The sequence below is a fragment of the Streptomyces sp. NPDC046900 genome (genome assembly GCF_040644975.1).
Lineage (GTDB): Bacteria > Actinomycetota > Actinomycetes > Streptomycetales > Streptomycetaceae > Streptomyces.
Genome location: NZ_JBEYXD010000188.1, coordinates 1 through 5,701, shown reverse-complemented (window position 1 = coordinate 5,701; position 5,701 = coordinate 1). Strand labels below are relative to the sequence as shown.

General features: G+C 69.1%; 7 protein-coding genes and 2 pseudogenes. 8 read left to right on the top strand and 1 reads right to left on the bottom strand.

Annotated features, from left to right (window positions below):
• Positions 1-147 precede the first annotated feature (147 nt).
• From ABZ904_RS50305 to ABZ904_RS50290, 4 genes are all read left to right on the top strand, one after another.
• Entirely contained in the window at positions 148-435 is a 288-nt protein-coding gene (locus tag ABZ904_RS50305; RefSeq protein ID WP_361830958.1) for a hypothetical protein, read from the top strand.
• 82 nt (positions 436-517) lie between these two features.
• Positions 518-778, top strand: coding sequence for a type II toxin-antitoxin system Phd/YefM family antitoxin (locus ABZ904_RS50300; protein WP_359412087.1), 261 nt, complete (start codon positions 518-520; stop codon positions 776-778).
• The gene (locus tag ABZ904_RS50295; protein ID WP_359412085.1) at positions 775-1,020 is read left to right on the top strand and encodes a type II toxin-antitoxin system RelE/ParE family toxin; all 246 of its coding nucleotides are present in this window, start codon (positions 775-777) and stop codon (positions 1,018-1,020) included. Before ABZ904_RS50300 ends, ABZ904_RS50295 begins: the two co-directional genes overlap by 4 nt.
• 355 nt (positions 1,021-1,375) lie before the next feature.
• Positions 1,376-1,756 (top strand): hypothetical protein, encoded by a 381-nt coding sequence (locus ABZ904_RS50290; RefSeq protein WP_361830954.1) that lies wholly within the window; start codon positions 1,376-1,378, stop codon positions 1,754-1,756.
• Here ABZ904_RS50290 and ABZ904_RS50285 read toward each other — a convergent pair.
• Positions 1,649-1,940 (bottom strand): annotated as a pseudogene (locus ABZ904_RS50285) (IS30 family transposase); the annotation flags it as partial. The gene ABZ904_RS50290 and the pseudogene ABZ904_RS50285 sit on opposite strands and share 108 nt — an antisense overlap.
• Before the next feature lie 415 nt (positions 1,941-2,355).
• On the opposite strand from ABZ904_RS50285, the gene istA reads away from it, so the two are divergent.
• The 4 genes and pseudogenes from istA to ABZ904_RS50265 form a co-directional block, all read left to right on the top strand.
• A complete protein-coding gene (istA, locus tag ABZ904_RS50280) occupies positions 2,356-3,615 on the top strand; it encodes an IS21 family transposase (RefSeq protein ID WP_361830951.1) in 1,260 nt (419 codons plus the stop codon).
• The gene (gene istB / locus ABZ904_RS50275; RefSeq protein ID WP_361006395.1) at positions 3,615-4,427 is read left to right on the top strand and encodes an IS21-like element helper ATPase IstB; all 813 of its coding nucleotides are present in this window, start codon (positions 3,615-3,617) and stop codon (positions 4,425-4,427) included. Before istA ends, istB begins: the two co-directional genes overlap by 1 nt.
• A 295-nt stretch (positions 4,428-4,722) precedes the next feature.
• Positions 4,723-5,187 carry a DUF417 family protein gene (locus ABZ904_RS50270; protein ID WP_361002697.1) on the top strand — a complete coding sequence of 155 codons (465 nt, stop codon included), beginning with the start codon at positions 4,723-4,725 and terminating at the stop codon, positions 5,185-5,187.
• 77 nt (positions 5,188-5,264) lie between these two features.
• A pseudogene (locus ABZ904_RS50265) lies at positions 5,265-5,480 on the top strand (IS256 family transposase); the annotation flags it as partial.
• Positions 5,481-5,701 lie beyond the last annotated feature (221 nt).

Genomic DNA, 5,701 nt, shown 5'->3' with positions numbered 1-5,701 from the left:
CGACGCCCTCGTCGCCCTCTGGCTGGTCCCCGCAGTACAACCCCCCTCAGCCCTGGCACCCTACGTCCTGTCCATCACCGGGTAGAACCCCACCCAGACCAAACACACGAAACGGCACCCGCCTCCACAAAACGGGTGCCGTTCGGCTTGCAGACCATCTGGATCCACGCCGACGACCTCATCGACTTCGGCGCCATGATCACGGCGTACGCGCTGCAGTCCGCCGACACCGCCACCTCGCTGCGCGGTGATGTGGTCATCGACGGCGCGCCGCCGGCTACACCGTGCCCTGACCGCCGTCCCGGCCTGACGGCCCTGCCGGCTCGGGGGCCGGGCTCAGTTCACCAGAGCGGAGCGCCGCAATCACGCCACCGTCGATCGGACCCGAGAGCAGCGGTCTTTGCGGATATGAAAGACACGAGAATCTTGGTCTGATTACCCACAGCAGAGGAGAGACCAGCTCACCGCGAAAGAGTTGGTGTGCTGCCGATGTGCACACTTGTGTAAGGTGGTGTTCATGACGGAGACGACCTACTCAATCGTGGAAGCCCGCGCCCGGCTGGGCGCCATCGCGCGCGAGGTCAGCGCCACCCGTGAACCGGTCGCCATCACCGACCACGGCCAGACCATCGCCATACTGGTCAGCCCCGCCGATGCCCTCGAACTACAGGAGATGCGGGCCCTGGCCGCCTACCGCGCGCGCCAGGCGCAGGGCGAGAACGCTGGAGTCCCGCAGGCCGAGGCGTACCGCCGCGTATTCGGCGGAGATGAGGCGTGAGCTACGAAGTCATCTGGGAGCCCGAGGCTCTCGCTCAGGCCGAGCGGTTCGCCAAGGACGACCCTCGGGGCGTGCGGCAAGTGTTCACCGCCGTCGACCGCCTCGCCGACGACCCGCGCCCCGAGGGCGCGTTCGGCAGCGCCGACGTGCTACGCATCCACGTCGGCCGCTACCGCGTGATGTACGAGATCAGCGACCAGCAGGTCCGCGTCAGCGTGATTCACCTCGGCCGTCTGCGCTGAATACGACGGATGGGGGCGACCTCTGCACGAGGCCACCCCCATCCGTGTTCGCGGACATATCCCCGACCGGGACCAGACGGAAGAAGCGCCCAGGGTGGTGTTCAGCGTGTTGCCAGACGGGGTCATGCGTGCGTGCAGCAGGGCGCTGCGGGTGAGCTCGGCGCCGCGCTTGCATTCCTTGTCGAAGTCGAACAACGCGGTCAGGCCGGAAGCATCAGCGGTGATCACATCCTGGCCGCGCCCCGGAGCCGGGAGCTCACCTGACGCGGGCCCCTGCGGCCCGGCCGTCTGCGGTCTCAGCGAGCCGTAGGATCGGGCTGAGGGCGGCACACCGGATAAGGCTGGGAGAGCACGCGTGGCGGGGAGTGCGAGGGAACGGCTGGCCGAACTGCTCTGCGGGTCGAAGCAGGCAGGTGCCTTCAGCGCCCAGGTCAAGGCACCCGCGCATATGCTCGGGCTCGAGGGGGCCGGTGTCGGGCCGGTGAGTCTTCCACTGCGCGCGCCACAGGCGAAGAAGCTGATCGCGGTGGCGCGCCCGGCGTTGTTCGGCCGGGGCGAGGAAACACTGAGCGACACCAGCGTCCGCGACATCTGGCAGATCGCGCCGGATCAGATCACCCTGGCAGGCCCCGCGCTGCCAGGGGCTGTGCGGGTCGGCGAAGTAGACCTGGAACCCGGCGTCGATGCGGAGTTGGGCGTGCTGGGCCAGTTCCGTGCCGCGGTCCCAGGTCAGTGACCTGCGCAGTTGCTCGGGCAGCGTGGTAATCGTCGTGGTGATCACGTCCTTCAACGGCCTCGGCGCCCCGGCCGGCCAGGGCGGGCCTGTTCTTGGTGCGTGGTTCAGTGCCGAAGCCCTCCATCCGGGGCAGATGTAGCAGCATCGTGAAACGTGTGGTGCGCTCCACGAGCGTGCCGATCGCGGGGGTAGGGGACGGGGGTAGGGGACAATCGCTGTGGGCGAGCGCTCACGTAGAGCGTGTCCGGCCAGCTCCATTCGGGCACCACACCATTGCCGCGCGGACACGAGCCGAAGTCGGCCGCCGTGCCACGAAGCTGCCCTTTGACGCAGTCGGGTGCCTCACCGTGTCTTGTGTGTGGAGACCACGGCCCAAGCCTGTCGGCGCGACCAGCGCCCCGGGCGAAGCCGGCGCTGGGACGCTGGGCCCGGCGTCCTGCCCCTCGGGGGACCGTGATGCGCTGCAGCCGCAGGCCGACCCTTGTCGTCGACGGGTGAAATGAGGGCCACGGACGGCGGATCAAAAGCGGGCCACTGCGTGATCTCTTGATCATCCTGACTTCAGTGGTACGGGAGTCAGGAGGGAAGAGGTGATCGGCGTGGAGGATTGGGCTGAGATCCGGCGGCTGCACCGGGCCGAGGGCCTGTCGGCGCGGGCGGTGGCTCGGCAGTTGGGGATTTCCAGGGGCACCGTGCTGCGGGCCCTGGCCTCGGACCGGCCGCCGGTCTACCAGCGTCCGCTGAAGGGCTCGGCGGTTGATGCGGTCGAGCCCGCCATCCGCGAGCTGTTGAAGCAGAGTCCGACGATGCCGGCCACGGTGATCGCCGAGCGGATCGGCTGGGACCGCGGCCTGACCATCCTCAAGGAACGGGTGCGCGAGCTGCGGCCCGCCTACCTGCCGGTCGACCCGGTCTCGCGCACGCTCTACTGGCCCGGCGAGCTCGCCCAGTGCGACCTGTGGTTCCCGCCGACGGACATCCCGCTGGGCTACGGGCAGACGGGACGGCCTCCGGTCCTGGTCATGGTGTCGGGCTACTCGAGGATGATCACGGCCCGGATGCTGCCGTCGCGGACCACCGCTGACCTCATCGACGGGCACTGGCGGCTGCTGACCGGCTGGCAGGCCGTCCCGAAGATGCTGGTCTGGGACAACGAACCCGGGGTGGGCCAGGGCAAGCTGACGTCCGAGTTCGCGGCGTTCGCGGGCCTGCTCGCGATCCGGATCCATCTGTGCCGGCCCCGCGACCCGGAAGCCAAAGGCTTGGTGGAACGGGCGAACGGCTACCTGGAGACCAGCTTCCTGCCCGGCCGCACCTTCGCCGGACCGGGCGACTTCAACACCCAGCTGGCCGGATGGCTGCAGGTCGCCAACCGCAGGCACCACCGCACGATCGGCTGCCGGCCCCTTGAACGCTGGGAGGCCGACAGGTCGGCGATGCTCGGCCTGCCGCCGGTCGCCCCACCGAACTGGTGGCCCCTGCACACCCGCCTGGGCCGCGACCACTACATCCGCGTCGACACCTGCGACTACTCCGTCCACCCCCGCGCGATCGGCCAGCAGATCACCGTCCGCGCGGACACGGAGGAGATCGTCGCCACCACCCGCGCGGGCGAGACCGTCGCCCACCACAGCCGCTGCTGGGCCCGCCACCAGACCATCACCGACCCCGAGCACGCCACCGCGGCCGAGATCCTGCGCGGCCAGGCGATCCGTCAGCGGGCCTCACACGCCCGGGCCCGAGGCCTGGCCGGCCTTGCCCCGGACGACCTGGGCGTCGAGGTCGAACAGCGCCAGCTCGGCTCCTACGACCGCCTCTTCACCCTCATCGAGGGCGGTGCCGGAAAGGAGGACACCTGATGCCCACCACCACGACCCCCACCAAGACTCCGGCGACCCGCACCACCCGCCAGACCACAGCTGACCTGGCCTTCCTCGCCCGCGCGATGAAGGCGCCCGCCCTGCTGGACGCCGCCGAGCGGCTCGCCGAACGCGCCCAGGCCGAGTCCTGGAGCCACCTTGAATACCTCGTCGCCTGCCTGCAGCGCGAGGTCTCGGCCCGCGATAGCCACGGCGGTGAGCAACGCATCCGGCAGGCCCGTTTCCCCGCGATCAAGACCATCGAGGAACTCGACCTCGCCCACCTGCGGGGCATGACACGCCAACAGCTCGCCCACCTCGGCACCCTCGACTTCATCGCCGCGAAGGAGAACGCGGTCTTCCTCGGGCCGCCGGGCACCGGCAAGACGCACATCGCAACCGGGCTCGCCATCCGGGCCTGCCAGGCCGGACACCGGGTCGCGTTCGCCACCGCCGCCCAGTGGGTCGACCGCCTCGCCGCCGCTCACCACACCGGCCGGCTGCAGGACGAACTGGTCAGACTCGGCCGCTACCCGCTGATCGTGATCGACGAGGTGGGGTATATCCCCTTCGAGGCCGAGGCGGCGAACCTGTTCTTCCAGCTGATCTCGAACCGCTACGAGAGGGCCAGCGTGATCGTCACCTCGAACAAGCCCTTCGGCCGCTGGGGAGAGACCTTCGGCGACGAGACGGTCGCCGCCGCAATGATCGACCGCCTCGTCCACCACGCCGAGGTCCACTCCCTCAAGGGCGAGTCATACCGCATGCGCGGCCGCGAACTCGGCCGCACATCCACCAGCAGCAACGACTGACGGACACACCATCCAACGAGACTACGGATGGCCCACAACTGAACCGCCGAAGCTGGCCTCATATTGAGCCGTCGCCGACAACCCTGAGATGCCGGCGGCGCAGGCCCTTGACATGATGGGAGAAGTGCCAAGGAAACGTCCCTCCCGCTCGGTCGAGTTGAGGGACACGGGTTGAGGCCGGTGCACACACGATACGCGGGCAGAGCCCGCCTCGGGCCTGCGGCTGCGCCGGGAAGCGCAGACGCCACCACGGACCGGCCGTCGGGGCAGCCATTGTGCGAAGACAGGAGAAGCCATGGCCGCGCACACAGCTATCGCTGGGTTGCACTCCGGAGGGATCACGGCGAGCCGATTCGGACTCGCGCTGAACCTCGCCAGCATCGGACGGCTCAAGTTCGAGGATTACGAGGTGGAGAACATCCGTCCTGTGGTCGTCTCGAGCCCACTGCTGCGACGGCCGTTGAGAAGGCTCGGAGAGACGAGACTGGCCAGAGCCATCGGGATCACTGAGATCACGATCGCCGGGATGATCTCCACCGGACGGTGGGCGCCCAGAGTCTCGGCGGCTGGCAGCCTACTCGCGGCCGGGATGTTCACCGTCACGCTCAGTTTCCTGATCAGCACTCCGGAGGCGTGGCACCAGCGGGTCCGAGAGCCGAAGCTCTCGCCGGCCGGCCAATTTCTGATCAAGGACGTGGTGCTGCTGGGCGCTTCCCTGATCACCGCCGCGGAGTCGCTGAGCAGAAGCCGACGACCATAGCCTGTCACGGCTCCCCAGCCGTGAGTGGCTCCGCCCGTGACGCCACCGACGTCCATTGACCCCCTGACTTGCCGGTGGCCCAGCACTGGATTCATCTCCAGACCACGAACCCGATCGAGTCGACGTTCTCCACGGCGAAGCTGCGGACGAAGGTCACCCGGGGCGTCGGCAGCCCGGCCGCTGCCCTGGCGATGGTGTTCAAGCTGGCCGAGGCCGCCCAGGCTCGCTGGCGGGCGGTCACCGCACCCCACCTCGTCGCCCTGGTCCGCTCCGGCGCCCGCTTCGAAAAGGGGCCGGCCGTCGCCGGGCGCCTACGTGAGACGTCGGCGTCTGGTGACGGTGACCCACGAGCTGGGCCGGCACTGCCCAGAGGCACGATCAGCACACTGCCAGAGTCGAGTCGTAGGACGGCCTCGACATTGAAGGCTCCCCTCCCTGAAGGGAGGGGATTCTCCACCCTCCAGGGCTGCGTGGGGATTCACGGCTCAGGCCGCCTCTTGGTCCGGCGGACCAG

What these genes read in the sequence shown, in the direction of transcription:
- ABZ904_RS50300 (WP_359412087.1), top strand. Translation starts at nt 518, where the DNA reads ATGACGGAGACGACCTACTCAATCGTGGAAGCCCGCGCCCGGCTGGGC.
- istB (WP_361006395.1), top strand. Translation starts at nt 3,615, where the DNA reads ATGCCCACCACCACGACCCCCACCAAGACTCCGGCGACCCGCACCACC.
- ABZ904_RS50270 (WP_361002697.1), top strand. Translation starts at nt 4,723, where the DNA reads ATGGCCGCGCACACAGCTATCGCTGGGTTGCACTCCGGAGGGATCACG.